This window comes from Chryseobacterium indologenes, assembly GCA_016025055.1.
GTDB lineage: Bacteria > Bacteroidota > Bacteroidia > Flavobacteriales > Weeksellaceae > Chryseobacterium > Chryseobacterium indologenes.
This window is the reverse complement of the sequence record CP065590.1, coordinates 3821484-3846147: the sequence shown is the minus strand read 5'-3', so window position 1 is coordinate 3846147 and position 24664 is coordinate 3821484. Positions and strand designations below refer to the sequence as shown.

The window sequence follows — 24664 nt, the reverse complement described above, 5'->3', positions numbered from 1 at the left end:
GAAACACCAAATCATGAAAACAAAATTTCGGGAAACTTTAAACCGGACAACTGAAATCATTTTCCGTTATCCTGTCGTCCTGGTGATGGCTATACTGGCCTCAACCGGGGCTATTTGTATGATTGATACATCAAATCAATTCGAACTATATGCTTCCTGTTTAAAATTTACCATCTGTGCATGCCTGGGAATTTCTTTGATGTTTGCGATGACAATGCTTTCGCAAAGAATTGGAAAAGAACTTTTGCTGCAATTAGCCGGAATTGCTTTTCTTATTGGTTTTTACAATATATTACCCAACAAGAAAAGTTATTTCACCGACGATTATTCCTACCTTATTGTTGTCACAGGTATTTTAATGCACTTACTGGTTTCTTTTATTCCGTTTCTGGAAAAAAACAAAGAATTGGGATTCTGGCAATACAATAAAAATTTATTCGTCAATATATTCCTTACAGCTGTATTTACAGGTGTTTTAACAGGTGGTGTTGAACTGGCAATACTGGCGATTGACAAACTTTTTGATTTCCATTTCAATGATAAACTGTATGCCAATACATTTTTTGTAATGGCTATCACCGGAAGTTGTTTCATCTTTCTTTTATTCAATGAAAAAGGATTACCTACCCTTGAAAAAGATGCAAGTTATCCTGTTGTTCTAAAGTTTTTCACGCAGTTTATTTTAATTCCGTTACTGCTTATTTATGCAGTTATCCTTTACTTCTACTCTTTCAAAATTCTGATTCACTGGCAGCTGCCGAGAGGTTGGGTTTCCTATCTTATTTTAGCATATAGTATGGTAGGAATACTGGCATTGCTTCTCGTTCATCCATTGAAGGAAGCCAATGCAAAGTCCTGGGTTAAGATTTTTTCCAAGGCATTCTATTATACAATTATCCCGTTGGTTGCTCTTCTGTTTATTGCTATTTTCACCAGAATTCTGGAATACGGTTATACAGAACCAAGGTATTTCGTTTTATTTCTGGCCTTGTGGTTATTAAGCGTGGTCATCTATTTTATTTCAAACAAAAAAGCGACGATCAAGTTTATCCCGGTCAGTTTATTTCTTTTTGGAGCTTTTGCCATGATTTTCCCCTATATCAATGCCTTCAGTGTTGCACGGAGAAGTCAGAGAACGGAACTGCTAAAGGTTTTGAACCAACAAAAATTACTGGATAACGGCAAAATAAATTTTGAGCAAAAAATTACCGATACCATCAGAAATGAAATTGCTGATAAATTTCAATTTTTAGCCGAAAGAAAGCAAAGTGAATTTATACTGGGATTGCTGGACAAAAAAGACCATGCAGATTTGACTAAAAGCATTGAAGCTGGAAACTTTTATTCGATACGATTTACTGTTGAGGGAAAATTTACCCATGTAAATACGACCACAAGAAAAGACTCGTATGACACGGAACGACTTGTCATGGTTTCTGAACAACAAGCCATTAAAATTGATGATTATCAGTATCTGCTGAACGTAACCGGTTATAATCAGGATCCGCAAAAACTGAATGAGGATCAATTTAAAATCATTGATAAACTCACTGAAAGGTCCTCCTTTAAACTTATACTCAACAACAAAGAAGAAATAGAAGCAGGCCCTGAGATCATGAAGCTTTTTCAGGAAAACAAAGGCAAAACCGGAACGGTCTATGTACCGGATATTAAGGTGGAAGATGATCTGGGAAAATACCATATCAAGCTTATTCTAAAGCAAGTCACGAAAGAAAAAGACTTTTACAACAAGAGGGATAACATCTATTGCGGTGATGTATATATCTTGATCAAACCAAAATAAAAAAGGCTGTTTCATGTAGAAACAGCCTTTTTTATGATTAGAATTCTGAACTTTACAAATGAAAAAACTGAGTTTTTTCAATATATATTTCCGGGAAATAAAGTATCCATATCAGAAAACTATATAAAAAAAAAGCGGCTAAAAAGCCGCTCTATATTTTTACCAACGATTTCCGCCTCCGCCACGGTTGTTGTTACCATAGCCTCCGCCTCTATTGTTGTTGTTACCATAACCTCCACCTCTGTTGTTATCGAAGCTTCTTCTTGGCTTCTCTTCTCTTGGTTTAGCTTCAGATACATTCAGTGTTTTTCCGTTGAATTCTTTTTGGTTAAGAGCTTCAATAGCCTGCTTTCCTTCTTCATCACCCATTTCTATGAAACCGAAACCTCTGGAACGACCAGTTTCTCTGTCTGTAACGATTTTGGCAGATGATACATCTCCAAATTCTGCGAATAGATCGTGCAACTCATACTCTTTAGTTGCGTAATTGATGTTTGAAACAAAAATGTTCATTTTAAATAAATTAAAAAATTAATAAAAATTTGGTATATAAAAGAAAAGCAACATAAATTAATGAACAAATATTGATTCCAAATATAAACGTATGCAAGATACAATTAAATATTTCAAATCAAAGCTTTTTTTGAGTATTTCTCACATTATGTTGAATCAAAAAATCAAATTAATTGGAAAAAAGTAAAAATTTATTGTTTTTCAATAAATTTTTACTGATATTTGATTCACATTAAAATATAATTAACATGAAAACAAAAAAAAATTTATCTGTTTTAAGTGTTGTAGTTTGGATATTATTTATTGGATCATGCATCAAAGCAGGTGCATTGACTTTTACATTTATTATGACACTTTATAATCCTGATGGCGCTAAAAACCTGTACGAAGGATTAAATCTATTTGAACTTTACCAGACCAATGTCAATGCATACAAATTGATGATGTCTTTTATTATTTTCTTGGCAGGATATAAAGCTTACCTTGCATTTCTGGTGATCCGGATTTTCCGGAAGCTCAATCTTAAAGCCCCTTTCAGCGAAGCGATCATACAGCTTATTACCCAAATAAGCTACTCTGCATTTGCCATCGGAATTCTTTCTTTACTAGCTATTTCTTATAGTGAAAATATTTTTAAAAAGGATATTCCGTTATCCAATATCTATGATTTTATAGGATCCGGAGCTGAATATTTGTTTTTTGGCGGAATCATTTTTATTATTGCACAGGTATTTAAAAGAGGAATAGAAATACAAACTGAAAACGACCTAACAATATAGATCATGCCGATAATAGTAAATCTAGATGTGATTATGGCAAAAGAAAAATGTCATTAAATGAGCTGTCTGAAAAAGTAGACCTTACACTCTCTAACCTGTCTATTTTAAAAACCGGAAAAGCAAAAGCCGTGCGTTTCAGTACCCTTGAAGCCATTTGCAAAGCACTGGACTGCCAGCCGGGTGAAATTTTAGAGTATAAAGAATAAAAATTATATATAAAAATCTGGATCTTTGTGATTCGGATTTTTTATTATCTGATCTATTACCATGAAAAAACATACCACCAATTACATCAACACATTCATTGAGGTATCAGAAGACTGCCCTGTTAATCATGCACAAATACCTCCTGAAAAGAAAGAAAAAACAGTAGCAGGCCTACAATATGAAAAAATCATCAAAAATCCCTACCGATATTCTTCCGATGATATTATTTTTGAATGCTATGCTATAAAAAATGATATTTCTGAAAATGAAAAAGACGAAGAGAGACAAAAGTTCTTTTCCAAAGGTCAGGCTTGCCTCCGGTCCTCTCCTTTGGCCAAACGATATGGATTTGGATTTCATCATAATTCAGAAGGAAAAGTAGCTTTAATCCCAATAGAAAGTACAGAATACCGGAAACTGTTAACAGATTCTTCTGTGGTAAAAACAAAAGCAATGCGCTCCAAAAGAAAATGATTGAGAAAATAAATAATTCTCTTCAGATCAATACATAGTATTCTATTGAAAACATCAGCTTTTAAGCTTAAATTTGCACAACAAATTAGTAATATATATGAACTACCATACCAGAAAATGGGTAAAACCAGAAGATTTAAATCCAAACCATTCACTTTTCGGAGGAAGACTTTTACAATGGATTGACGAAGAAGCAGCGTTATATGCCATCATCCAGTTGGAAAATACCAAAGTAGTCACCAAATTCATCTCTGAAATTAACTTCGTAAGTTCAGCAAAACAGGGAGATATTATAGAAATAGGAATTGAAGCCACTCATTTTGGTTCCTCATCAGTGACGTTAAGATGCGACGTCCGAAACAAGATGACCCACCAAACAATTATTACCGTTGAGAAAATTGTCATGGTCAATCTCGATGCAGATGGCAATCCGGCTCCTCACGGTAAGACACAAATAGAATTTGTAAAAGACAGATTAAATACCGGAGCATGAAGATCTTCATAAAGAATATGGTCTGTAACAGATGTATTGCTGCCGTTGAAAACATTTTTAATACTGCCGGTATCAGTACTCATTCTGTGATATTGGGTGAGGCTGAAATGGCCTCTGATATTCCCGCTGAAAAAATGCGGGATATTGAAAAGCGCCTTCTTGAAAGTGGTTTCGAGCGAATTATGGATTCTTCCCACCAGCTTATTGAAAAAATTAAGAACCTCATTATCGTAAAAGTTGGTGAACTGGACATTGATGAGGATTTCCTGCTTTCAGAATTTTTAAGTTCGAAGCTTCATAAGGACTACAGTTCCCTTTCCAAAACCTTTTCGCAAAATGAAAATGTTACCTTAGAACAATTCTTTATATTACAAAAGATTGAAAAAGTAAAGGAACTCCTTCTGTATAATGAGTTCAACCTTACTGAAATTGCCGGAAAACTGGGTTATAAAAGCGTTCAGCATTTATCCACTCAATTCCGTAATGTAACAGGGTTTACACCTACAGAATTCAAAAAACTTAAAGATCATCACAGAAAACCGCTGGACAGCCTGTAGCTGAGTTGAAGAGTACGAGATTCGGAGAGTTGTATCTAATACTTAACTCTCCCACTCTAACATTCTCCCACCCCAACATTCAGCGATCTAAATTTTATAACTATTATCCTTAAATTTATAACAACCTTAGATTTCCATTTTGGACCTTTGTAGTATAAATTTAGAATCATGGAACGACAGTATAAAATTCTCGGGATGACCTGCTCAGGTTGTCAGAAAAAAATCTCCAATCAGCTGAATAGCGTGCCGGGCATTAAAGCCGACGTGAATCTTGAAAACAATACCGCAACCATCACTTCTGATCATGAAATAGAACTATCTGCACTCAATAATGCTCTGTCAGAAGCAGGAAAATACAGACTCGAAGATCCCGGTGCACCGGAAAAAGCTTTCATAAAACCTCAGGATCGGGTATCCCCTTCCTCCGTCTATTATTGCCCAATGGAATGTGAAGGTGAAAAAGTATACTTCAAACAGGGAGAAAGATGCCCGGTATGTAAAATGTATCTCGTTCCGATTGAAGAAAAACTTGAAAAAGACCCGAATCATAAACCTACGTACTCCGCAACCCATCTTCCCGCAAACTTTAAAGACCATATAGGAAATTACTATTGTCCTATGTTCTGTGAAGGAGATAAAGTATATGACGAAAAAGGAGATTGTCCTGTATGTCACATGCATTTGGAAGAGATCACTGAAGATCTTATCAAAAATGCAGACACAAGTCACTCACACTCACACTCACATACTCACAGCCACCACCATGAAGCGCCTAAAGTTACCGACGAAATGGCCGGAAGATATTACTGCCCGATGTATTGTGAAGGTGATAAAACATATGATTCAAACGTAGGCTGTCCTGTTTGCGGGATGGACCTTGTAAAATACCCGGAAAAGAAAACCGCTAAGTACAGTTGCCCGATGCATCCGGAGATTATCCGCGACGAGCCGGGAAGCTGCCCTATCTGCGGGATGGATCTTGTAAGAATGCCCGACAGCGGTGACGACGAAGAAGATGAAACCTACAATATATTAAAAAGAAAATTCACTATTTCATTAGCATTCACGATTCCGGTCTTTTTTCTTTCGATGGGTAGAATGTTTATTGACTTTCCGTTTTCTCATCAGATTCAGGGCTTTATCGAGCTAGCCTTAACACTTCCGGTCATGTTTTATTCCGGATGGTTCCTGTTGAAAAGGGGCTGGGTTTCTTTTAAAACCTGGAATCTCAACATGTTCAGTCTTATTGCCCTTGGGGTGGCTGCTGCATTTATTTTCAGCATAGCAGCACTGTTTTTCCCGGATATTATTCCTCATGAAATCCGCGGACACAATCATGAAATCCCTTTGTATTTTGAGGCGGTATGTGTGATTCTTACCTTAGTTATTTTAGGGCAGTTGATGGAAGCTGCAGCCCATAAAAAAACAGGAAATGCGATCAAAGAATTGATGAATCTTTCTCCGGACGAAGCCAATCTTATTGTGAATGGCGAAGAAAAAGAGTTTTGCTTTCTCAGGTAAAAATCGGGGATCTTTTAAAAGTAAAACCCGGAGAAAAAATTCCTGTGGACGGAAAGATTACGGAGGGTAATTCTATTGTAGACGAAAGTATGATTACCGGAGAACCCGTTCCCGTTGAAAAAAATGTGGATGACAAAGTTTCTTCAGGTACCATCAATGGTAATCAGGTATTCATCATGAAGGCTGAAAAAGTAGGTGAAGAAACTCTTCTTTCACAAATTATTAAAATGGTGAATGAAGCCAGCCGAAGCAAAGCCCCAATCCAGAAACTCACGGATAAGGTTTCAAAAGTATTTGTGCCTACTGTGATCCTCATCGCTGCACTTACCTTCGTTTTATGGCAATTTTTCGGACCGGAAGGAAAAAGAACTTTATTTGCTTTTGTAAATGCGGTTGCCGTTTTAATTGTCGCATGCCCATGTGCACTCGGACTGGCAACGCCCATGTCTTTAATGGTCGGAATCGGAAAAGGAGCCAAAAACGGTATTCTCATTAAAAATGCCGAAGCCCTGGAACAAATGAATAAAGTAAACGTTCTGATCACCGATAAAACAGGAACTTTAACCGAGGGAAAACCGTCTGTAGAATATATTGAAGTGACGGATTCGGGAGCACAAAATCAGATCATAAAGCTAGCCTACTCTCTGAACCAAAATTCTGAACATCCGCTTTCAAATGCTGTCATTAAAAGAGCTAAGGACGAAAATATCTCTTCTGAAAAGGTAGAACAATTTGAAAATATATCAGGAAAAGGAGTCAAAGGAAATATCAACGGTAAAATGACATATCTGGGAAATGAGAGCCTGCTCACTTCACATCAGATTATGATCCCGGAAAGGTTACAACAAAAAGCGGTAGAAGTACAATCCAAAGCCCACACCATCTCTTATATCGCACAGGATCAGAATGTATTAGGATTTATCAGCTTTACCGATAAAATCAAGGAAAGCTCAAAAAAAGCGGTGAAACAGCTGATCAGTGAAGGAATTGACGTCATCATGATGACAGGAGATAATGAACACACCGCAAAAGCAGTTGCAGACGAGCTGGGAATTAAGCATTTTAAAGCCAATTGCCTTCCCGAAGACAAGCTGAATGAAGTAAAAAGACTTCAGCAACAAGGGAAAATTGTGGCAATGACCGGAGACGGAATCAATGACTCTCCTGCTCTTGCACAATCCAACGTAGGAATTGCTATGGGAACAGGAACTGATGTTGCCATTGAAAGTGCAGAAATCACTTTATTGAAAGGCGATATCCTGGGAGTTGCAAAAGCAAAGCTACTAAGTGAAAAACTTCTTAAAAACATTAAGGAAAACTTATTCTTTGCTTTCATTTATAATGTATTGGGAGTTCCGATTGCGGCAGGATTATTGTATCCATTTTTTGGAATACTTCTCTCACCAATGATTGCTGCAGCTGCTATGAGTTTCAGTTCTCTTTCAGTGATCCTTAATTCATTGAGATTAAATTCGGTGGATCTGGATATAAAATAACAGTATGAAAAAAGAAAATCTTTACATAGGATGCTCGGGGTTTTATAATAACGACTGGAAAGGGTCTTTATATCCTGAGAATACCCCAAGTAAAGATTTTCTTTCTTTATATGCCGAGCACTTTAATTGCGTAGAAATCAATTCTACATTTTATAGAAAACCCACTGCGAAAACACTTTTAAAATGGCATGATGAGACACCGGATCATTTCAGGTTTTTTATTAAAATCCCAAAATCGGTCACCCATCAAAATCGCCTTTCAGAATCAAAAGAAGAAATTACAGCATTCTGTACACATATTCACGACCATCTTAAAGACAAGTTGTCGGGATTTCTTTATCAGCTTCCTCCGTCATTTAAAAATACTCAGGAAAATACAGACCGGATCATAAGAAATATCGATAGTAATTTTCTTAATGTCATAGAATTCCGGGATGAATCCTGGTGGCAAAAAGAGATTTTCAGTCTTTTAAAAAGAATGAAAATCATTTTCTCAGGAGTAAGTTTCCCTGGGAAACTGTCCGAAGAAGTGATTATCAACCACCCTGAAGTGCTTTACTACAGGCTTCACGGTAAGCCTGTACTATATAAATCCTCCTACAGCGATGACTTCCTCAGCCATTTGGCAGAGCAAATCAAAAACCACCCTCAAAAAGCGTTTATTTTCTTTAATAATACCTGGGGAACGTCCGCGATACACAATGCCATGTTTTTAAAGAGCATTCTGGAATAAGGTATTTATATTACCAATATGTTAAAATAAAATAATTCTCTAAAACAAAGAAAATAACAAAACAGCAACATATATAGAGAATAACTATGGTTTTGACATTTATAAATGTTAAGAATTAAAGATTCAAAAATATAAAATCACAATCTACAGATTAATAAAAGATTTCCTTACTACAGAGTTCTTAAAATAAGCTTAAAAAGGAAAATAATAAGGAGACATGGCATATAATTTGTTAACATTCAATTGTTATTTTTAACGATTTTTAACAAAACAAAACGCCATTATCTTTATGAAAAAAATTTTGCGGAAAAGTCAAAAAATCAGACTTTTCTCGGGATGTTTGCATTGGTGAGTGCAACTTCATTTTTATTGAACAGCTGTAACTTCAAGAATGATGTGAAAGAAAACTTATATTCACAAGAACATCCTACCGCAGAAGCAGTCCCCAAGATAGATGATGAAAACACAGATTCGGATAAAAGAGTAATATATCTTACTTTTGATGACGGCCCAAATCAGGGTACAGAAAACCTTTTAAAAATATTAAACAAAAGAAATGTATGCGCTACCGCCTTTCTGGTAGGCAAACATACCTATGGAAGTACAAAGCAGAAGAATGATTTTGAGCTTTTAAAACAAAATCCCCTGGTTGAACTTGCCAATCACAGCTTTACGCATGCGCACAACAAGTATTCGGATTTCTATAAAAATCCCGAGGCAGTTGTTCATGATTTTGATATTGCTAAAGACAGCCTGAAACTTTCTGATAAAATTGCCAGAACGCCGGGAAGAAATATCTGGAGACTTAATAATATTAATGTAACCGATATTAAAAGTTCCACCGCAGCCGCTAATCGACTGAAAAATGCCGGTTATAAGGTAATCGGCTGGGACCTTGAATGGAGGCCGTCAAAGAAAATGACTTTAAAAGGCAGCCATGAAGCGATGTTGAAGAAAATTGACAGTATCTTCCTTAATGACCTGGAAAAAACGTCCAGACATTTGGTTTTCCTGACTCACGATCAATACCTGAGAGATACAGATTCTATCAACGAGCTTGATATGTTTATAGAAAAGCTCCAGAAAAGCAACAAGTTTGTCTTCAGAAAGATTTCACAATATCCTAAAATCAATGAGGTCCTGAATTGATTTAATGCCAAAGAAATGTATTCATAGCTGGTACTGTCAACTAATTTTCGGAAATTTGCATCTATGAGTATTAAAGAAAACTATCAGAGTATAAAAAACCAGCTTCCCGGCCATGTTCAATTGGTTGCTGTTTCAAAAACGCATCCCGCTTCAGCTATTGAAGAGGTATATGGTTTTGGACAGAGGGTATTTGGAGAAAATAAAGTACAGGAGCTGATGGAAAAGTCTCCTCTTCTTCCTGATGATATTCAATGGCATCTGATTGGTCATTTGCAGACCAACAAAGTCAAATATATTGCCCCGTTTATCGATACGATACAAAGTGTAGATTCTGAGAAATTATTAGGAGAAATCAACAAGGAAGCCGGTAAAAACAACCGGATAATCAAAGTTCTTCTTCAGGTAAAAATAGCGGCTGAAGACACGAAGTTCGGGCTTGAAATTACTGAAGCAAAAAATCTTTTTCAGGCCTATACCGAAGGAAAATTTCCTAATGTTGACATCACAGGCCTGATGGGAATGGCAAGTTTTACAGAAGACAAACAACAGGTGACAAAAGAATTTTCAACCTTAAAGCATATTTTTGATGAATTAAATCAACTAAAACCTTTAAAAACATTATCAATGGGAATGAGTGATGATTTCCCTATCGCGATCGAATGTGGAGCCAACTCTGTAAGGGTTGGATCTGCAATTTTTGGCAGAAGAGATTACTCAAAATAGAATTTTTAGGTATGATTTTTGCTAATAATTGAAACAAAAAATTTAAATTTGCGACTATGCAAAAAATCCTTATCGTAGAAGACGAAAAAGCAATATCGGGAGTACTTCACAGTATTCTTTCTGATGAACTTACAGATTATGAATTTGTTATCGCCGAAGACGGCCTAGAAGGCTACAAACAGGTAGAAAAAGAAGATTTCGCTCTGGTGATTTCCGACATCAAAATGCCTAAACTTTCAGGAACTGAGCTTTTAAAGCAAAGTCTTGTATTGAAGCCTGAAACAACTTTTATCATGATCTCGGGTCACGCAGACATCGATTCCGCTGTTTCGTGCTTGAAAGAGGGTGCATATGACTTTATCTCTAAGCCGATTGACATCAACAGACTGATCACCAGCGTAAAAAATGCCCTGGTTAAAGAAACGTTGAAGAAAGAAAACAAAAACCTTCAGACTGAAAACAAAACGCTGAAGAAAAAAGTAAATAAAAAATACCAGATGATCGGTAATTCTCCTGCATTACAAAAAATTCAGGATATGATCGAAAAGGTAGCTGTTTCTGATGCCAGAGTTTTGATTACCGGGCCTAACGGTGCGGGAAAAGAATTGGTAGCTCATGCTATTCACAATCAAAGTGAGCGCGCAAGAGGCCCGATGGTAGAGGTAAACTGTGCTGCGATTCCGTCTGAACTTATTGAATCTGAACTTTTTGGTCACGTAAAAGGATCTTTTACGGGTGCCATCAAAGATAAGCAAGGGAAATTTGAGCAGGCCAACGGAGGTACCATCTTCCTTGATGAGATCGGTGATATGAGCCTTATTGCTCAGGCTAAAGTATTAAGAGCACTTCAGGAAAGTAAAGTTTCCCCTGTAGGAAGTGATAAAGAAATAAAAGTTGATGTAAGGGTAATTGCAGCAACCAATAAAAATATGCAGAAAGAAATTGAAGAAGGAAAGTTCAGAGAAGACCTTTACCACAGACTTTCTGTAATTGAAATTTACGTTCCGCCATTGGATGAAAGAAAAGAAGACATTAAATTGTTGGTTGAACATTTCTCCGGTATGATTGCTGATGAGCATGGTACTGCAGTGAAAAAGTTTGATGATAAAGCTATTGATGCTTTAAAAGCTCTTTCGTGGACGGGAAATATCAGAGAATTAAGGAATGTTGTTGAGAGATTGATCATTCTTGGTGGAAACACTGTTTCTGAAAGTGACGTTGCAAGTTTTGTAAGGAAATAATACACTATTATTTACAATATTTATAAAAATTTGCAGTACTCGCTGCAAATTTTTTTTTGACCCTATCTGAATTATAAACTATATGAATCTTAAAATATTATGAGCTTTTTTAAACAAAAACTACACTAAAGAATGCCTGACTTTGGCTCTGCCTGTGATGCTTACCCAGGTGGGGCAGGTTTCAGTGAATTTATTTGATAATATTATTGTCGGACAACTTTTGGGTGCCGATGCCCTGGCCTCTGTGTCATTGGGGAATGCTGTATTTTTCTCAATATTTGTATTAGCCCTTGGCTTTTCATTTGCGATACCACCATTGGTTTCGGAAGCCCATTCAAGACAGGACCACGCTACCATAAACTCCGTGTTCAGTCATGGTTTTGTAATCAATATGTCGGTGGGGGTTATCCTGATGGCCATCCTGCTGCTGGGAATGCCTCTGCTCTACCATTCAGGGCAGCCTGCCAAGATTATTCCGGATACGGTAAGCTTCTTAAGTATTATGGTGGTAAGCATGATTCCGTTCATGGCTTTCCAGACGCTTCGTGAGGTATCTGAAGGTTTGTCTTATACGATTGGCGTTACAAAGGCTACCATTATTGCCAATATTATCAACATCGCCCTGAACTACGTATTTATCAAGGGGCTTTGGGGAATTCCGCCGATGGGAGTCAAAGGATCTGCGTTGGCTACACTGATTTCCAGAATTTTCATGGTTGTCTTCCTTTATTTTGTAATGGTTAAAGAAGAAAGAACCAGAAGATATATCAAAGATTTTTCTTTAAAAATACAGGATTTCTCTAAAAAAATGTTTGATAAGATGGTAAAACTGGGATTACCTACTGCTTTACAAATGTTCTTTGAGGTAACGGCATTTGCAGGAGCTGCATTTATCTGCGGACTGATTTCTGCTCACGACATTGCCTCTCACCAGATCGCCTTAAGCATGGCTTCATTCACATTCAACCTTTGTGTTGGATTCAGTGTTGCATCTACGGTAATGATCGGAAGAAAATTGGGTGAACAGAATTTCGTCGAATTGAGAAAAGTGGGAATCAACAACCTGAAGATTGCATTTATTTTCATGTGTATCTGTGGATTGGTATTCATCCTGGGCAGAAATATACTGCCAACTTTCTTTACCAAAAAGGAAGAGGTGGAAGTAATTACCCTGGCCTCAAAACTGATGATTATTGCTGCTTTATTCCAGCTTTCGGACGGAATTCAGGTTACAGCATTGGGAATGCTGAGAGGATTGCAGGACGTTAAGATACCGTCAATTTATACCTTTATCGCCTACTGGGTGATCACCATTCCTTTAGGGTATTTCTTCTGCGTAACATTGAAAATGGGAGCTTTCGGAATGTGGATAGCCCTTGGATTAGGACTGACGATATCTGCCGTATTCCTCGTAAAGCGGTTCCTGAATATGTCCGCTAAAAGGATTAAACAGAACCCACAGATAAAAACCAATTAATATATCAACGCAGAGCTATAAACTCTGCGTTTTTTTATTATTTTTGGCTCCGCTAACTAATACATATGAAAAAGACATTTTTCCTGCTCGCTTTATATGCAGGTTCTTTATATCAATCTCAAACCAACCGTTTCACCTACGAACTTCAATACCGCAAAGATGCGTCAGCAGAATACATGACCAATCTGATGAACCTAGATATCAGTCCGAAATCGGTAAAATTTTATGATAAAAAATTTGCTGATTATGACGCTAAAAACAAAGAAGCCAACCAATCGGTTTCCCATTACAGTACAAGAACAGATCAAATTGTCGAAAGGAAGCCTGATTCATTCAAAAACAATTGGTACAGGGATTTCTTTGATTATTTTGTAGTAAAAACAAATGATGAAATGACCTGGCAGCTGCATCAGGAAATGAAAGAATACAATGGTTATAAGCTTCAGAAAGCAACTACGGATTTTGGAGGAAGAAGCTGGAATGCCTGGTTTTCGAATGACATTAACATCAAGGAAGGTCCTTACAAATTCAGGGGACTACCCGGCTTGATCTTTATTCTGGAAGATTCGGATCAGAATTTTATATACAAAGTAATTCATAACGAAAAACTTGCTGCAGATTATGATACCAAAGAATTTCTGGAAACCCATTACGGTAAACCTGCCATTCCTATCTCGAATGAAAAGTTTAATAAATATGTGGAGGATATTTACCAGAATCCCACAAGAATGTTTTCTGAAAAGGTAAAAAACGGCGGAAATGTATCCTTTAAAAACGAAAGTATAGAATCTGCAGAGGAACTTAATAAGAAAAAAGAAATGCTTCAGAATGGCATCAAAGGAAGGTATATTTATATTGAAAAGGATAAAGAACCTGTCTTCAACTAAGGGAATTTATACGCAAAAGCAGTCTCTATCAGACTGCTTTCGTATTTTAATATATTCTTTTTCCCAAAATCTTCAGACTCCTTTCCACTCCATCCAAAACAGCCACATCAGGAAGTGTTCCCCAATCTTCAAAACCAAAATACCTGAACAACTTTAAGCTAGGTTCATTATGTAGAAAAATAAGAGCAACCAGATGATGAATCCCGAATTTCGATGCGTTATCAATACAATACTGAAGGATTGTTTTCCCATATCCTTTTCCTCTGCACTTTTCATCCAGATAAATACTTACTTCTACCGTTCCGCTATATGCAGCCCTTTCGTGGAATGAACTGAAACTCACCCATCCTACCGTTTCATTATCAGCGTCTTCTACTACCCACAACGGCCTTGTTTCAGGATTATGTTCTGCAAACCATTTTTGCTTACTTTCAACTGAAACTTCTTCCATATCCGCAGTGACCATTCTTGAAGCCACTGTTGAATTGTATATTTCTACGATTTTCGGTAAATCGTCTGCACCTGCGTTTCTAAACTTTAGAGTCACCATTTTATAGTTTAATTTTCCGGACAAAAGTAATAAATTTTAAAACACCCCTTAAAAAATAACACAAAATCAATTGAGAATTAGTAATTAAAACCAAACCCCTCTTAAAAATCAACTCAACTTGTAGAAAATATAAATTTTATTTTAAATTCTTTAAGATCCTATTTAAGCTTCTCACCGTGATCCCCAGATAGGCAGCCATATCTTCTTTTGAAAGCTGAATCTGCTGTTTTTCCTGCATCGCAAGTAATTGCACCAAAGTATATTCTGTTGTATAAAGCTGCTGGTAAGATGCTTTGCTTGAGGTATTGATGATCCTTTCCGCAAAACTATCCAGTAGTAGATTGTTTAGTGTAATATCCTTTTGAATCAAAGATTTACAGTAAGGAATATCTACTGAATAGACAACAATCTCCGTCATTGCCTGAATACTGCACAGGCAGTTGATATTTTTGATCATCTCCACTTCTCCGATAATTTCACCGGTACTCAGAAATTCTACGATATATTCCTTCCCGTTTTCTTCGGCAAAAAAGCATTTGACAATTCCTTCTTTAATTAACATAACTCCGGAAGGCTTTTGGTCCTGTATTAATATTTTTTCGCCTTTAGAAAAAGACTGCAGAACAATATCTTTTTTCTGATCCTGCTGATGATAAAGCTGTTCGAAATACTTTAAAAAACTGTGATTGGTGCGTAACATAGTGATCCGGGACAAATGTCCTTGTCTGATTTATTTTTTATGTTGAATTTTGAAAACGGAAAATTACAAAACAAAAATGAATAATCATATCACGACGATTGCTTTTGATGCCGATGATACGCTTTGGATCAATGAACCTTATTTTCAGGAAGCGGAAAGAGAATTCTGTATATTACTTGAAGATTATCTGCCACAACATTCTGTATCACAGGAACTTTTTACAACGGAAATGCAAAACCTGCATTTGTATGGCTACGGAGTAAAAGGCTTTATGCTTTGCATGGTGGAAACCATCAACAGGGTCTCCAATGGCACAGCCTCATTGCAGTTAGTAAGCAAAGCTATTGAACTGGGGCAGGAATTGCTTCAAAAACCCATAGAACTTCTGGACGGAGTTACACAGACGCTTGAAAGCCTAAAAGGAAAATACAGACTCGTAGTCGCCACAAAAGGCGATCTTCTGGATCAGGAACGCAAACTTAAAAATTCAGGGCTGGAAGGCTTCTTTCATCACATCGAGATTATGAGTGATAAAAAAAACAGCGATTATAAAAAACTTTTAAAGCATCTCGACTGCCAGCCGGAAAATTTTCTGATGCTTGGAAATTCAATAAAATCAGATATTTTACCGGTATTGGAAATCGGCGGATCTGCAGCACACATTCCGTATCATGTGACATGGACGCATGAGCAACATGCGAGCAATCTGGAACATGAGCATTTTGTAGAACTTAAAAGTATTGATGAAATTATGCAGTATCTTTAAATTCAGTCTCAGGTAGCAATACCTAAAACTCCTTATTATATTTTTCAATGAAAATAGGCTGTTTTATGATAAAACAGCCTATTTAATTATTATTTTTTCAGACATTTTTCAAGGAACTGGTCCTGCTCCCACAAAACATGCATGATATTTTCTTTAGCCTGGTAGCTGTGGGATTCTTTTGGAAGAAGCACCATCTTCACCGGAGCTCCGAGGTTTTTCAGAGCCTGGAAATATCTTTCTGTCTGCAATGTAAATGTACCCGGATTGTTGTCTGCATCACCATGGATCAGAAGAAGCGGTGTTTTCATCTTATCTGCATGCATAAACGGCGACATCGTGTTATAAATTTCAGGAACATCCCAATAATTTCTTTGCTCACTTTGGAAACCGAATGGTGTCAATGTTCTGTTATACGCACCACTTCTGGCAATACCACAGGCAAAAAGATCAGAATGCGTCAGCAGATTAGCCGTCATAAAGGCTCCGTATGAATGTCCTCCTACAGCCACCTTCTTTTTGTCGATATATCCTAATTGATCTACTGCTTTGATTGCGGCATCAGCATTCGCCACCAATTGTGTAAGAAAAGTATCATTAGGCTCTGTTTTTCCTTCTCCGATAATTGGGAAAGCAGCATTATCCAAAACAGCATAGCCTTTTGTTACCCAATAAACAAAAGATCCATAGTAAGGAAATGTAAAATCATTGGGATTCTGCGTACTCTGCCCGGCAGTATTTGCATCCTTATACTCTCTCGGATAAGCCCAGATCAGTAAAGGAAGTTTTTCTGTTTTCGCCTTTCTGTCATAGTGAGCAGGAAGATAAAGTGTGCCCGTCAGCGTTACCCCGTCATTTCTTTTATAAGTAATCACTTCTTTATACACATCCTTCATACTTTCGAAAGGATTGACAAAATGGGTTACAGCCTGTACTTTATTGGATTTGATGCTCTTTTTAAAATAATTCGGATATTCGCTCGGCGACTGCTGAGTTGTTAAAATTTCTCCTTTTGAAGGATTTAAAATATCAACAATAGCTTCTTTAGCATTTTTAAGATTTGAAGTATACCATCTTTTCTTCTTCAATGACTTCACATCCATTTCATCAATAAAAGGATGCTGACCGTCTTTAGTAAACCCTGCCCCAATCAGATACGCTTTTCCGCCTTTCATATCTATAACAGTTCTTCCATAGTGGTTTTTGACGGTATTAAAATGTCCCGGATCACTGTAAACATCCTGAGAATTTCTATCATCGATTACCTTTGATTCTCCGTTATTAAGGTCGACCAGGAAAGATTTAGTATTTCTGGTATCATACCAGCTTTCTGAAATGATGGCATAATGATCGTTTGTCCATTCTACATCTTCGTATCTTTGCTTGGTCTTAAAAAAAGATTTTGGAGCAGCTGTAAACGGTGCTTCCCAGGTAAAGATCTCATCTCTGTATTCTGCTTTTTTATGCTGATCACCGCCATCACGCGCTTCAGCAAAAACTAATGTTGCCGGTGCATCGTTTCTCCATGTCATATCCCTTTTTCCTGTTCTTACCGAAGAAAAACCCTTTGGCATAATTTCATTCAGGGGAACTTCGTTTACGACTTTTACCGTATTCCCATTTTTATCGTATACCGTGGTCGTCATAGGAAATCGATCCAGTGGAACGATATAGGAAAACGGTTTTTTAAAAACTGTAGCGAGCAGGTAGTTCCCGTCTGGAGAAAAACTCAGGTTGGCATACATATCCTGATCTTTTAGTTTTTTCTGATTACCGTTAAAATCTACGCTATTGATTTCTGAAGCGGTAAGAACTTCGAAGTTTTTTTCATCCTGAGGATTCTTCAGAAGATCCTGGTAAGTTCTGTTCTGAGACACTTTTCCATCAGCAGTAGAAACAATTGGTCCTGTCGGCAAATCTTTGCTCGCATCAATTAGTGCAGGTCTGTTTTGAGGAAGTTTTTTAATCAATAAACTTTGTGAATCATTAGCCCATAAATACGGCACTCCCAGGTTAGCATTCAGGTTGTCTTCAGATATTTTTTTTGCAGATGCATTTTCCAAGTCGATCACCCAAAGCTCCACTCCTTTAGTGGTTGTATTGGTAAAAGCCAGTTTTTTTTCATCCGGTGAAAATGAAATGTAGGTGATCTTCGCATCTGCAGGCATATTTTTTACCTGTATTTCATTTTTATCGTTGATCTTTCTGATCTTCAAATCATTGAAATATGTTGCAGTACTTGCAATATTGGTAACAGGATTAATTCTTAGTCCACCCAGTTTCATTTCCTGCTGACTAAGATCCTGCAGTGTTTTATAAGTCGGTCGGTAGGTAAAAACCACCCAGTCCTTTTTATTGTTCATCATGACACTTGGCGGTCTTTGGTAGTCAGCCAGTTTCAGGATTTCTGAGGAAGGTTTTTGATAAGTAATATTCTCCTGTGCATCGTAGAAATTGAGAAATGCCAGAAGGCAAATAGTCAGTTTTATCTTCATTAAAATTCATTTTCTACGAATGTAGTGAATTTTAAGAGATTTATAAAAACAACAAAATAACACACCACATAGTGTCATAATTACTTTCTTCATATCCTTGTCAGGGATTATAAAAAATTGCACTTCAAATTGAAGTGCAATTTATATTTTAAACTTAAATGTTTACCAGTCTGAGGCTCTTTTCCTTTTTTCTATCATATAATCCACAGAAAACTTTCCGGCTCCGCATGTTATTAACAACAAGTATACGGAGAGGTAAACAAGAGCCATTTCTCTTTTTTCAAAAGGGTCTGATCCGTGAACCACAAAAGCTGCTATTGCCATTGTAAAAATCAGAAATCCTAAAGAAACTCTTGTAAAAAGTCCCAATATCAGTAAAATAGAACATACAAATTCAGCAAAAACTGTCAGAATCAGTGAGATCTGCGGTCCCATCCCCATAAAATCAAAGAATTCGATTTTACCACCTGCCAACAGGGTCTGAAGCTTGGGAAACCCATGAGACAGCATTGCAAAACCAATGAACACCCTTACTGCCAATAAAATAATATCTTTAAGTATTGAGCTCGAATTTGAATTATTATAGTTCATTTACTAAAAAATTTAGACTAAGGTAATGAAAATCTTTTAATACAAAGGGGTTTGGGAGCTTTTTAGTTTATCGGTACCCGAAATTTTTTAAATCGCGGTCGTTCTTTCTCCAATCCTTTTTCACTTTTACAAATAAATTTAAGTGAATTTTTTTGAAAAGAATTTTTCAAGATCCAGTCTTGCATCAGTTCCTACTTTCTTGATCGCCTCTCCCTTATGCCCGATGATAATCCCTTTCTGGGTATCTCTTTCAACATAGATGATAGAATCTATAAAGATAATTCCTTCTTTTTCTTTAAACTGTTCAGTAACGACTTCTACAGAATAAGGAATTTCTTTATCATAATTTAAAAGAATTTTTTCACGGATCGCCTCATTCACAAAAAACCTTTCAGGCTTATCTGTAAATTGGTCTTTATCATAATATGGAGGACTTTCGGGAAGTAAGGATTTAATTTTAGGTAAAATAATTTCCGTATTAAAGGCATTCAATGCGGAAATGGGAAGAATTTCAGCTTTTGGAATTCTGTTGTGCCAGTCCTCAACCAGTTTTTCAAGGCCTGCCTGATCGGTCTGATCTACTTTGTTTAATAAAAGAAGTACAGGTACAGGAATTTTGTTTAATTTATCAATCAGAAATTCTGAAGGTTCCGCTTTATCGGTAACATCTACAATAAACAGGAAAACATCGGCATCCTGTAATGAGTCTTTAACAAAATCCATCATTTTCTCCTGAAGTCCGTATTTAGGATCCAGTACTCCGGGAGTATCTGAAAATACGATCTGAAGATCTTCTTCGTTATAAATACCAAAAATTCTGTGACGTGTTGTCTGAGCCTTCTGCGTTACAATCGCCAGCTTCTCTCCCATTAATTGGTTAAGCAGTGTTGATTTTCCGGCATTGGGCTTTCCAACTATATTTACAAATCCAGCTTTGTGCATAAAAATAATATTACGAACTGCAAAGTTAGTAAAACAAAATCGGTCTTTACGGTTAATCTCAACATTTAAAAGAAAAAAGAGACTTATAGGGTCGTATATGCTGGTATAGAAGGAAATTAGGGCAATTAAGATTTTGAAAATAAAAGGTACGAAATATAAAAAAACACGTGCCCGTTTTAAAGATATCATCGCTGGCAGTAGATTCCCTGTTAGATCGTAGCAAAGACTCATTTTTATCACAAAAACCATAAAATAATTGTATTGCATTACTTAAAACTGATATTTTTGACTATTAGAATTCATCTTTATGAATATAGACCAGATTCTCGACCAGATTTACATTCTGCCTGAAGCATCTAAAGCGAGTTTAAAAGAACACATTACAGAAGTTTCGTATCCTAAAGGTTTTTGCCTGATGGAAGCCGATAAAGTGATCCCCTACCTCTATTTTATCCGGAAAGGTATTGCCCGGGCTTATTCTCCGACATCAGACAATGACATTACTTTCTGGTTTGGAAGTGAAGGTCAATCTGTGCTTTCCATGAAAAGCTATGTGGAAGAAAAGCCGGGCTATGAAAGCATTGAACTTCTAGAAGACTGTGATCTCTACAGAATGGAAACCGTAAACCTGAAAAAACTGTTCAATGAAGATATACATATTGCGAACTGGGGCAGAAAGCTTGCGGAAGCTGAAATGATAAAATCTGAGGAACTGATCATCTCAAGACAATTCAAAACTTCGCTGGAACGCTACAAAGATATTATCCAGTACCAGCCTGATCTGTTGAAAAGGGTTCAGCTTGGGCATATCGCCTCTTATCTAGGAATTACACAGGTAAGCCTGAGCAGGATCCGGGCGGAAATTAAATAAAAGGAACGTTGTAAGGATGAAATTCCCTATAATCCGTGAACGTATCGGGGCTTTTATTATATTCAGGATATTTTAAGTTTTGGCTGAAGCCAATTGATTTGATATTTTTGATATGGAAAGCGGACTGAAGTCCGTTTCTATTGATGTAATAGCTTCATGATATCAATATTGATCATTGTTTCTAAGAGTATTGCAAACAGATAATCATTCATACAAACTACCACTACTTCAGCCTCCAGCATCCTTCTTCCGTTTCAAAAAATCATTTTTTAACAATTGTAAAATTTTTTATCCCTTCAAATTCTGAAATTTGCAGAAGAAAAATTTAAAAAATGAATTGGATTATATTAGTTATCGCAGGATTATTTGAAGTGGCCTTTGCCTCATGTTTAGGAAAGGCTAAAGAAACATCAGGAACGGAAATGTACCTTTGGTACACAGGATTCCTGATAACGATGACTATCAGTATGCTTTTGCTGATCAAAGCTACTCAGACATTGCCTATCGGTACTGCATATGCGGTATGGACAGGAATCGGAGCCGTAGGAACTGCTTTAATGGGTATTTTCTTCTTTAAGGATCCTGTAAGTTTCTGGAGAATATTTTTTATTGTGACCTTAATCGGTTCTGTGGTTGGATTAAAGGCTGTTTCCTCATCCCATTAAAACGGTGCATTTACCCTTCAAAAAGGCATAAACATCTATCTATATTAAATTGAAACCGTCTTCAGTGTGGAGACGGTTTTGCTTTATAAATCCTTTTTATATCTTTGCCGTAAATTTTTAACCGTGAAAAAACTTCTACTTCTTTTGGCAGGTGGACTATTATCTGCCCAAATTTCTGAGCTGACTGGTAACAACTGGTATATTTCAAAGATGGTAACAAGCAGCGGACAAACTACCAATACTCCTTTAATTGACAATGGAGTTCCTGCAACAACAATTACATCAGCAGGCGGCCTGAGTTATGTTATCAACTCTAAGTACTACAATACAGCAACCATGCTGTTTTCTATCGTACCCGGCAGCAATAATCTCATGAAAACGGCTCAGTCATTTACTGCTTTATTTTATAACGGAGGGAATGCAGGTCCTGTAAGAAATTATGACCAGAAAAACATTGATACTTATGTCAACGGCGCTTATGCATCCATGTATAATTACCAAATTACAACAAATGGTAATACGAAAACGCTGGTTATTACAGATCCTTCAGGGAATAAGATTTACTATAATAACAGTGCTAACCTGAGTACCCAGGAGGTTAAAGCAGTCAAGAAAACATTTAAAGCATATCCAAATCCTGTAAAAGAAGTTGTGACGATAGAAAATCTTGAAAGAAATCTTCCTTTAAAAATATATGACCTGTCCGGAAAACTGGTGTTTGAAACCAAAACCGGTGACCGTAAAATATCCATTGATACCAGCAGTTTACAAAAAGGACAATATATTTTAATCGTAGAAAACTACCAATCTTTTCCCTTTACTAAAGAATAAAAAAATAAAACCCGTTCTCAGCATTTGAGAACGGGTTTACTTATTTTTTATAGACTACAGGCAAGATTTCATTGCTCCTCAACCCGTATTTTTTTATTTCTGCCTCAGAGAATTTCTGCGAATAGAAATTAGCATCAGTTTCAAAACCTGCATTTCTCAAACGATCAAAATAATCCATCCCGTACCAGCGAACATGATCATATTGTCCAAAGTGTTTCTGACGTTCTTTCGGATCTGTAATGGTAAAATCTTCATAAGTTTTTTCCAATGAGTTTTTCATCGGAACCTGAAAAATTCCCCATCCACCGGGCTTCATCACTCTGTACAGCTCGCTCATCGCTTTTGCATCGTCTTCGATATGTTCCAACACGTGGTTACAGAAAATAATATCAAAGCTTTCGTCCGGAAAGGGTAAGTCAAGAATATCTGCTTTCACATCTACAATCGGAGAATAGAGATCTGCTGAAATATAATTCAGGTTACTCATTCTCTTAAACTTTCTCAGAAATTCCTGCTCGGGAGCGATATGCAGAACTTTATAACTTTTAATAAAAAAATCAGTCTCATTCTGAAGATACAACCACATCTGACGGTGTCTTTCCAGGCTCAGTGTTCCCGGAGACAATGCGTTTTCCCTTTGTTTTCCATATCCGTAAGGAAGGAATTTACGGTAAGATCTTCCATCAATAGGGTCATAGAATTCTTCACCTTTGAAAAACTGATAGATCAACGGGCGAGCCCAGATACTCATTTTAATAAGCATCGGACGTGGAATTTTATTCAGTAAAAGCTTGGTAACCTTTTTCATTAAAAATCCAGTTGGAACGGCTTTTCTTCGTCACTTACAATACCCAGAGCTTCGTAAACATATTCAAATGTTGAAAGCAGTACAGGTTTACCATTGATCACCGCTACATCATGTTCAAAGTGTGCAGAAGGCATATTATCCAAAGTTGTTACCGTCCAGCCGTCATTATGGAATTTTACTTTTTCCGTTCCGAGGTTAATCATCGGTTCAATAGCAATTGCCAAACCGTCTTTGATCACTTTTCCGCTTCCCTGTCTTCCGTAGTTCGGTACTTGCGGGTCCTCATGCATCTTTCTTCCCAAGCCATGCCCTACAAGCTCTTTTACGACTCCGTATCCTTCTTTTTCACAATGCGCCTGAATAGCGTGAGAAATATCTCCTATTCTTTTACCTCTGATACATTGTTCAATCCCTTTGTAAAGAGATTCTTTGGTAACCTGGAGTAATTTTTTAACCTCCGGCTTTACCTCGCCGATTTCAAAAGTATAGGCATGATCACCCACGAATCCGTTCAAAATAACTCCACAGTCTACGGAAAGAACATCACCTTCTTTTACCACTTCATTATTGGGAAACCCGTGAACAACCTGCTCATTCGGGGAAATACACAAAGAGTTGGGAAACCCTCCATATCCTAAAAATGCAGGTTCAGCTCCATGATCTTTGATAAAATCATGAGCCAGTTTATCTAAATATAAAGTAGTAATTCCGGGTTTAATTTCTTTTGCCAACATTCCCAAGGTCTTGGATACCAATCGGGCGCTCTCCTTCATCAGACGCAGCTCGTCTATCGTTTTTAGTTGAATCATTGTATTAATTTACCAATGTATTAATGTATCAGTGCAGCAATAGGTAATTGATCGATTGTACACTTCTGAATTGTTATTTTATTCTACCAGAAAAGTCCTTTTTTCTTTTCTTTTTTATTTTTGAATAGGCCAGAACTTCTTTTCCTTCAACACGGAATTCTATTCTTTCCTGGATGATATTATAGATTTCGCCCCACCCCGGAAACCCGCCTAAGTTTCTGTCGTCAATGAAAAGATCCGCATCCAGTTTTCTGGATTGATTTTCAGCATCAAAAACTTCTCCTTCGAAACTTGAATTGACAGCATAAAATTCTATTCCGTTCTGCTTGCAGAATTCTACTGCTTCATCCAAAGTTTTTCCGTGTCTGTAAGTCCAAAGAATTAATCTATATCCCTCTGCCTGGAGTCTTCTTAAGGTTTCAAAAGCGAAAGTTTTTGGTTTCCCGATTGCCGGATAAGCATCATCTACAATAGTTCCGTCAAAGTCAACAGCAATCTTTTTATTATTTAACATTTTGTTCTTTTTTTAGCTTTGCAAAGATAAGAAATAAAAAAGAGTGCCAAAAAGAAAGGCACTCAATACTT

At 36.9% G+C, this 24664-nt stretch carries 23 protein-coding genes and 3 pseudogenes; 17 read left to right on the top strand and 9 right to left on the bottom strand.

Features of this window, described 5'->3' with window-relative positions; translation table 11 throughout:
• Positions 1 to 13 precede the first annotated feature (13 nt).
• Positions 14 to 1804, top strand: coding sequence for a DUF4153 domain-containing protein (locus tag H3Z85_17680; protein QPQ51150.1), 1791 nt, complete (start codon positions 14 to 16; stop codon positions 1802 to 1804).
• Positions 1805 to 1963: 159 nt separating this feature from the next.
• Here the strand turns inward: H3Z85_17680 and H3Z85_17675 are convergent, their stop codons facing one another.
• Positions 1964 to 2317: an RNA-binding protein gene (locus H3Z85_17675; protein ID QPQ51149.1), complete on the bottom strand. Its 354-nt coding sequence runs from the start codon at positions 2315 to 2317 to the stop codon at positions 1964 to 1966.
• Positions 2318 to 2565: 248 nt separating this feature from the next.
• Between H3Z85_17675 and H3Z85_17670 the strand changes: the two genes are divergently transcribed.
• The 12 genes and pseudogenes from H3Z85_17670 (at position 2566) to H3Z85_17615 (ending at position 14054) form a co-directional block, all read left to right on the top strand.
• On the top strand, positions 2566 to 3096 hold the full coding sequence (locus H3Z85_17670; GenBank protein QPQ51148.1) for a DUF2975 domain-containing protein: 531 nt from the start codon (positions 2566 to 2568) through the stop codon (positions 3094 to 3096).
• Positions 3097 to 3099: 3 nt separating this feature from the next.
• Positions 3100 to 3302, top strand: a pseudogene (locus H3Z85_17665) (helix-turn-helix transcriptional regulator).
• Positions 3303 to 3363: 61 nt separating this feature from the next.
• Positions 3364 to 3777, top strand: coding sequence for a hypothetical protein (locus H3Z85_17660; GenBank protein ID QPQ51147.1), 414 nt, complete (start codon positions 3364 to 3366; stop codon positions 3775 to 3777).
• Positions 3778 to 3874: 97 nt separating this feature from the next.
• On the top strand, positions 3875 to 4270 hold the full coding sequence (locus H3Z85_17655; protein QPQ51146.1) for an acyl-CoA thioesterase: 396 nt from the start codon (positions 3875 to 3877) through the stop codon (positions 4268 to 4270).
• Complete coding sequence (locus H3Z85_17650) at positions 4267 to 4827, top strand: helix-turn-helix transcriptional regulator (GenBank protein ID QPQ51145.1); 561 nt, start codon at positions 4267 to 4269, stop codon at positions 4825 to 4827. The genes H3Z85_17655 and H3Z85_17650 overlap by 4 nt, the downstream gene beginning before the upstream one ends.
• Before the next feature lie 168 nt (positions 4828 to 4995).
• Positions 4996 to 7844: pseudogene (locus tag H3Z85_17645) on the top strand (copper-translocating P-type ATPase).
• A 4-nt stretch (positions 7845 to 7848) separates the two neighbouring features.
• Positions 7849 to 8577, top strand: a complete 729-nt coding sequence (locus H3Z85_17640; GenBank protein QPQ51144.1) for a DUF72 domain-containing protein — start codon at positions 7849 to 7851, stop codon at positions 8575 to 8577.
• 336 nt (positions 8578 to 8913) lie between these two features.
• Entirely contained in the window at positions 8914 to 9726 is an 813-nt protein-coding gene (locus H3Z85_17635; protein ID QPQ51143.1) for a polysaccharide deacetylase family protein, read from the top strand.
• Between the two features lie 63 nt (positions 9727 to 9789).
• Positions 9790 to 10449 (top strand): YggS family pyridoxal phosphate-dependent enzyme, encoded by a 660-nt coding sequence (locus H3Z85_17630; GenBank protein ID QPQ51142.1) that lies wholly within the window; start codon positions 9790 to 9792, stop codon positions 10447 to 10449.
• A 56-nt stretch (positions 10450 to 10505) separates the two neighbouring features.
• Positions 10506 to 11690, top strand: a complete 1185-nt coding sequence (locus H3Z85_17625; protein QPQ51141.1) for a sigma-54-dependent Fis family transcriptional regulator — start codon at positions 10506 to 10508, stop codon at positions 11688 to 11690.
• 157 nt (positions 11691 to 11847) lie between these two features.
• On the top strand, positions 11848 to 13167 hold the full coding sequence (locus H3Z85_17620; protein QPQ53936.1) for an MATE family efflux transporter: 1320 nt from the start codon (positions 11848 to 11850) through the stop codon (positions 13165 to 13167).
• A gap of 65 nt (positions 13168 to 13232) precedes the next feature.
• Positions 13233 to 14054: a GLPGLI family protein gene (locus H3Z85_17615; protein ID QPQ51140.1), complete on the top strand. Its 822-nt coding sequence runs from the start codon at positions 13233 to 13235 to the stop codon at positions 14052 to 14054.
• 46 nt (positions 14055 to 14100) lie between these two features.
• Here the strand turns inward: H3Z85_17615 and H3Z85_17610 are convergent, their stop codons facing one another.
• On the bottom strand, positions 14101 to 14604 hold the full coding sequence (locus tag H3Z85_17610) for an N-acetyltransferase family protein (GenBank protein QPQ53935.1): 504 nt from the start codon (positions 14602 to 14604) through the stop codon (positions 14101 to 14103).
• 136 nt (positions 14605 to 14740) lie between these two features.
• Entirely contained in the window at positions 14741 to 15304 is a 564-nt protein-coding gene (locus H3Z85_17605) for a Crp/Fnr family transcriptional regulator (GenBank protein ID QPQ51139.1), read from the bottom strand.
• Positions 15305 to 15380: 76 nt separating this feature from the next.
• Here H3Z85_17605 and H3Z85_17600 point away from each other — a divergent pair, with 76 nt between their 5' ends.
• A complete protein-coding gene (locus H3Z85_17600) occupies positions 15381 to 16070 on the top strand; it encodes an HAD family hydrolase (protein QPQ51138.1) in 690 nt (229 codons plus the stop codon).
• An 89-nt stretch (positions 16071 to 16159) separates the two neighbouring features.
• Here H3Z85_17600 and H3Z85_17595 read toward each other — a convergent pair whose 3' ends face one another.
• The 3 genes and pseudogenes from H3Z85_17595 to era all read right to left on the bottom strand — a co-directional run bounded on the left by H3Z85_17595 (position 16160) and on the right by era (position 20095).
• Entirely contained in the window at positions 16160 to 18562 is a 2403-nt protein-coding gene (locus tag H3Z85_17595; protein ID QPQ51137.1) for a S9 family peptidase, read from the bottom strand.
• A gap of 162 nt (positions 18563 to 18724) precedes the next feature.
• Positions 18725 to 19153 (bottom strand): DoxX family protein, encoded by a 429-nt coding sequence (locus tag H3Z85_17590; GenBank protein QPQ51136.1) that lies wholly within the window; start codon positions 19151 to 19153, stop codon positions 18725 to 18727.
• 67 nt (positions 19154 to 19220) lie between these two features.
• Positions 19221 to 20095: pseudogene (gene era / locus H3Z85_17585) on the bottom strand (GTPase Era).
• 307 nt (positions 20096 to 20402) lie between these two features.
• Here era and H3Z85_17580 point away from each other — a divergent pair.
• The 3 genes from H3Z85_17580 (at position 20403) to H3Z85_17570 (ending at position 22462) form a co-directional block, all read left to right on the top strand.
• Positions 20403 to 20966: a Crp/Fnr family transcriptional regulator gene (locus H3Z85_17580; GenBank protein QPQ51135.1), complete on the top strand. Its 564-nt coding sequence runs from the start codon at positions 20403 to 20405 to the stop codon at positions 20964 to 20966.
• 332 nt (positions 20967 to 21298) lie between these two features.
• Positions 21299 to 21631, top strand: coding sequence for a multidrug efflux SMR transporter (locus H3Z85_17575; protein ID QPQ51134.1), 333 nt, complete (start codon positions 21299 to 21301; stop codon positions 21629 to 21631).
• A 123-nt stretch (positions 21632 to 21754) separates the two neighbouring features.
• On the top strand, positions 21755 to 22462 hold the full coding sequence (locus tag H3Z85_17570; protein ID QPQ51133.1) for a T9SS type A sorting domain-containing protein: 708 nt from the start codon (positions 21755 to 21757) through the stop codon (positions 22460 to 22462).
• Between the two features lie 40 nt (positions 22463 to 22502).
• On the opposite strand, the gene H3Z85_17565 is transcribed toward H3Z85_17570, so the two are convergent.
• From H3Z85_17565 to H3Z85_17555, 3 genes are all read right to left on the bottom strand, one after another.
• Positions 22503 to 23270, bottom strand: coding sequence for a methyltransferase domain-containing protein (locus H3Z85_17565; GenBank protein ID QPQ51132.1), 768 nt, complete (start codon positions 23268 to 23270; stop codon positions 22503 to 22505).
• Positions 23270 to 24079 carry a type I methionyl aminopeptidase gene (map, locus tag H3Z85_17560; GenBank protein QPQ51131.1) on the bottom strand — a complete coding sequence of 270 codons (810 nt, stop codon included), beginning with the start codon at positions 24077 to 24079 and terminating at the stop codon, positions 23270 to 23272. Before map ends, H3Z85_17565 begins: the two co-directional genes overlap by 1 nt.
• A 73-nt stretch (positions 24080 to 24152) precedes the next feature.
• Positions 24153 to 24593 carry a hypothetical protein gene (locus H3Z85_17555; GenBank protein ID QPQ51130.1) on the bottom strand — a complete coding sequence of 147 codons (441 nt, stop codon included), beginning with the start codon at positions 24591 to 24593 and terminating at the stop codon, positions 24153 to 24155.
• Between the last annotated feature and the right edge of the window lie 71 nt (positions 24594 to 24664).

Coding starts and splice junctions, on each gene's coding strand:
- H3Z85_17650 (QPQ51145.1), top strand. CDS start 4,267: ATGAAGATCTTCATAAAGAATATGGTCTGTAACAGATGTATTGCTGCC.
- H3Z85_17590 (QPQ51136.1), bottom strand. CDS start 19,153: ATGAACTATAATAATTCAAATTCGAGCTCAATACTTAAAGATATTATT.
- H3Z85_17680 (QPQ51150.1), top strand. CDS start 14: ATGAAAACAAAATTTCGGGAAACTTTAAACCGGACAACTGAAATCATT.
- H3Z85_17595 (QPQ51137.1), bottom strand. CDS start 18,562: ATGAAGATAAAACTGACTATTTGCCTTCTGGCATTTCTCAATTTCTAC.
- H3Z85_17660 (QPQ51147.1), top strand. CDS start 3,364: ATGAAAAAACATACCACCAATTACATCAACACATTCATTGAGGTATCA.
- H3Z85_17575 (QPQ51134.1), top strand. CDS start 21,299: ATGAATTGGATTATATTAGTTATCGCAGGATTATTTGAAGTGGCCTTT.
- H3Z85_17565 (QPQ51132.1), bottom strand. CDS start 23,270: ATGAAAAAGGTTACCAAGCTTTTACTGAATAAAATTCCACGTCCGATG.
- map (QPQ51131.1), bottom strand. CDS start 24,079: ATGATTCAACTAAAAACGATAGACGAGCTGCGTCTGATGAAGGAGAGC.
- H3Z85_17670 (QPQ51148.1), top strand. CDS start 2,566: ATGAAAACAAAAAAAAATTTATCTGTTTTAAGTGTTGTAGTTTGGATA.
- H3Z85_17675 (QPQ51149.1), bottom strand. CDS start 2,317: ATGAACATTTTTGTTTCAAACATCAATTACGCAACTAAAGAGTATGAG.
- H3Z85_17655 (QPQ51146.1), top strand. CDS start 3,875: ATGAACTACCATACCAGAAAATGGGTAAAACCAGAAGATTTAAATCCA.
- H3Z85_17580 (QPQ51135.1), top strand. CDS start 20,403: ATGAATATAGACCAGATTCTCGACCAGATTTACATTCTGCCTGAAGCA.
- H3Z85_17555 (QPQ51130.1), bottom strand. CDS start 24,593: ATGTTAAATAATAAAAAGATTGCTGTTGACTTTGACGGAACTATTGTA.
- H3Z85_17615 (QPQ51140.1), top strand. CDS start 13,233: ATGAAAAAGACATTTTTCCTGCTCGCTTTATATGCAGGTTCTTTATAT.
- H3Z85_17620 (QPQ53936.1), top strand. CDS start 11,848: ATGCTTACCCAGGTGGGGCAGGTTTCAGTGAATTTATTTGATAATATT.
- H3Z85_17635 (QPQ51143.1), top strand. CDS start 8,914: ATGTTTGCATTGGTGAGTGCAACTTCATTTTTATTGAACAGCTGTAAC.
- H3Z85_17600 (QPQ51138.1), top strand. CDS start 15,381: ATGAATAATCATATCACGACGATTGCTTTTGATGCCGATGATACGCTT.
- H3Z85_17610 (QPQ53935.1), bottom strand. CDS start 14,604: ATGGTGACTCTAAAGTTTAGAAACGCAGGTGCAGACGATTTACCGAAA.
- H3Z85_17625 (QPQ51141.1), top strand. CDS start 10,506: ATGCAAAAAATCCTTATCGTAGAAGACGAAAAAGCAATATCGGGAGTA.
- H3Z85_17640 (QPQ51144.1), top strand. CDS start 7,849: ATGAAAAAAGAAAATCTTTACATAGGATGCTCGGGGTTTTATAATAAC.
- H3Z85_17630 (QPQ51142.1), top strand. CDS start 9,790: ATGAGTATTAAAGAAAACTATCAGAGTATAAAAAACCAGCTTCCCGGC.
- H3Z85_17605 (QPQ51139.1), bottom strand. CDS start 15,304: ATGTTACGCACCAATCACAGTTTTTTAAAGTATTTCGAACAGCTTTAT.